Origin of the sequence: Promicromonospora kroppenstedtii DSM 19349 (assembly GCF_000515355.1) — a bacterium.
Taxonomy (GTDB): Bacteria; Actinomycetota; Actinomycetes; order Actinomycetales; family Cellulomonadaceae; genus Promicromonospora; species Promicromonospora kroppenstedtii.
The window spans coordinates 1,183-3,973 of sequence record NZ_KI911567.1; the positions used below are offsets into that span (position 1 = coordinate 1,183).

Annotated in this window: 4 protein-coding genes and 1 pseudogene; all 5 read right to left on the reverse strand. The window is 72.3% G+C overall.

The features are described 5' to 3' along the window. The coding region (locus PROKR_RS00625; RefSeq protein ID WP_051432557.1) for an asparaginase at positions 1 to 901 on the reverse strand (901 nt) is incomplete at its 3' end. Next, positions 895 to 1,221: a DUF2516 family protein gene (locus PROKR_RS00630; protein ID WP_036958843.1), complete on the reverse strand. Its 327-nt coding sequence runs from the start codon at positions 1,219 to 1,221 to the stop codon at positions 895 to 897. The genes PROKR_RS00630 and PROKR_RS00625, both read right to left, overlap by 7 nt. 9 nt (positions 1,222 to 1,230) lie before the next feature. Further along, a complete protein-coding gene (locus PROKR_RS00635; protein ID WP_036958844.1) occupies positions 1,231 to 1,938 on the reverse strand; it encodes a permease prefix domain 1-containing protein in 708 nt (235 codons plus the stop codon). Beyond that, complete coding sequence (locus PROKR_RS00640; RefSeq protein ID WP_245605651.1) at positions 1,938 to 2,318, reverse strand: PadR family transcriptional regulator; 381 nt, start codon at positions 2,316 to 2,318, stop codon at positions 1,938 to 1,940. Before PROKR_RS00640 ends, PROKR_RS00635 begins: the two co-directional genes overlap by 1 nt. Positions 2,319 to 2,385: 67 nt before the next feature. Next, positions 2,386 to 2,791: pseudogene (locus tag PROKR_RS00645) on the reverse strand (FUSC family protein); the annotation flags it as partial.

Below are 2,791 nucleotides of genomic sequence, written 5' to 3' on the forward strand. Positions count from 1 at the left end.
CGCGCAGCGCGGCGGCGAGGATGGCGGGGCGGGCGCGGGCGGAGCCGTCGAGCACCTTGAACGCGAGCGCGGAGCCGTCGGGCAGGCCGGCGGCGTAGACGCCCTCGGCACCGTCCTTGGCGACCAGACCCGGCACCGCCTGCATGGCGAGTGTGACGTCGCGGCCCGTGCCACCCACCATCTCGGGGTGCGCGGAGATCGCGCGGGCGGCGCGCGCCTCGTGCGAGCGCACGTCCTCCGTCGGCGCGGCGCCCAGCGTCGAGAACGCGCGGGCCAGGCCCAGCAGCGTCGTGGAGAACAGGGGCGCGCCGCAGCCGTCGACGGTGGTGTGCATGACGAGCTCGGTGTCGCCGGTCAGCTCCAGGATGGTGCCACGGACCGCCCGCTGCAGCGGGTGCTCGGGCGACAGGTAGGTCTCGATGTCCCAGCCCTGCGTGAGACACGTGGCGAGCATCGCCGCGTGCTTGCCCGAGCAGTTCTGCGCGAGCGGCGCCGGGCCCGGACCGCCGTCGTGCGGGGCGATGTGCCAGTCCAGCGCGGCAGGCGGGTAGAGCGGCAGGTCAGGGGTGTTCCGCAGCGCGCCGGAGCCGAGGCCCACGGAACCCAGGATCTGCAGCACACCCTCCAGGTGGAACTGCTCGCCGTTGTGGCTGGCCGAGGCCAGCGCGAGCAGGCGGTCGGGCAGCTCCAGGCCCGCGCGCAGCATCGCGAGGAGCTGCAGCGGCTTGAGCGACGACCGCGGCCAGATCGGCGCGGTGGGGTTGCCCACCTGGATCACCGGCCGACCGGACGGGTCGAGCACCACGAGGTGGCCCAGGTGCACCGACTCCACGATGTCGCCGCGGATCACCTCGGCCAGGGGGCCGGCGTCGGGACCGGCGTCCATCGGCGCGTTCACCATCCGCCCTGCGGTCCGCGCGGCTTGTTGCCGGTGCCGTACGGCTGGAGGCGGGGGCGCACGTCGGCCCAGTACACGATGGCCGGGACCACCGCGATCACGTTGAGGAACGAGCTCGCCGTGATGAAGCTCGGCGGCAGCCCGAGCAGGCCGAAGACCGCCGCGACGCCGAGGATCGCGAGCCAGATCGGCTTCGAGAGCTTGCCCTCGGACGTGTAGGCGTGGGCGGGACGCCGGATCGCGTCGACCAGGGCGATGACCTGGACCGCGAAGACGATGACGCCCAGCACGATGAAGACGAACGTTTGGAGAGCTCCGAACACAGCACGAGCCTACGGCAAGCTGGGGCGCGAATCGCCTGGTCCGGACGCCCGCGACCCGGCCCGCTCCCGGGCCCGTTCGAGGACCCACGGCTTGCGCCGGTTGGTCTGGCTCGCGAGCAGGTACGCGAGCCAGGCGCCGCCGACGAGGAGCACGGGCAACATCATCATGGCGTAGAACGGGTTCATGGAGCTCGTGTAACCCGCCGTCCCGACGAACACGGACAGCGCGACCAGCGCCGAGGCGAAGCCGTAGGCGATCGCCCGCTGCCGCGGCATCCCGTACCTGGTCCTCGTCTCACGGACGAGCGTCGCCCCGACGATCCAGCCGATCGCAGGTCCTGCCAGGAGCGCACCGACGAGCAGCGGGATCATGCCGTAGATGTTGCCCGCCAGGGCGATCAGTACCCCCACGAACGGCGAGAGCACCACCGCGGACGCGATGACTACCCCGATGGTGTACCGGCGGGACGGCCGGAGGCTCAGCCGCTCGCCGGGAGCGGTGTCGCGAACCGAGCCCCCGTCGACCAGCGCCCGCACGTCCCCGAGCTCCTCGACCGCTCGCCGTGCCGCGGCGTCGCCGTCCGCACCGCTCGCCGTCAGCTCGGCCACGCGGTCCAGGAGGTTCACGCGGATCTCCTCCTTGAGGTCCTGCACGTCGTCGGTCGCCGGGAGGCCCGCGAAGGCCTCGTCCAGCAGGCGGTGCACCAAGGTGTTCATCAGCGGGAGCCCTTCAGGTCCAGGAGGGAGTCGATCGTGCGCCGGGTGGCGACCCACGCGTCCACGTTGCGCCGGTAGACGGCGCGGCCCGCGTCGGTGATGCGGTAGTACTTGCGGCGTCCGCCCTGGGACTCGTCGCCCCAGTACGCCTCGACCAGGCCGTCCTTCACGAGCCGCCGGTAGGCCGCGTAGAGCGTGGCCTCCTTGATCTCGTGGTCGCCGCCGGTCGCGTCGCGGATCTCCTTGTAGATCTCGAAGCCGTAGCGGTCCCTGGAGCGCAGCACGCCGAGCACGATCGTGTCGGTGTGGCCGCGCAGGAGGTCGGCGGCGAAGGCATCGGTCCCGCCCTCCGGCGTCGGACCGCTCGATTTCTGGATCACGCCAATTACTGTATCTGATCAAGTACCTGACCACAACGAATTTGCACAGGCTGTGGACAACCGCGCGCTACAGCTCCGGCAGCGCCTCGCGAGCCTCACCCGGGCCGGCGCCCGATGCCTCCAGAGCGTCGACGACCGGCGAGCGCAGGAGCATCACGAGGGACTGGACCTGCCAGTCGCCCTCGCCCACGGTCCGCGGGTCAAGCTGGGCGGCCAGGGCGGTCAGCAGCTCGCGCCCGCGGGCGCCGTCGCCCCCGGAGCCGAAGTCCGAGGCGAGGAGCCGCACGCCGGACGAGAAGCCCTCGACCAGCTCGGCGACGGGATGGACGTCGTGGTCCCCCTCGACCACCGGGAGCACGCGGCGGGCAAGCACCCGCACGGACCGCATCACCCGGTCCACGAGCACCGCCTGGTCCTCCAGCCGGGCCAGCTCGCCACGGTGGATGCGGCCCACCGAGATCCGCGCCAGCTCG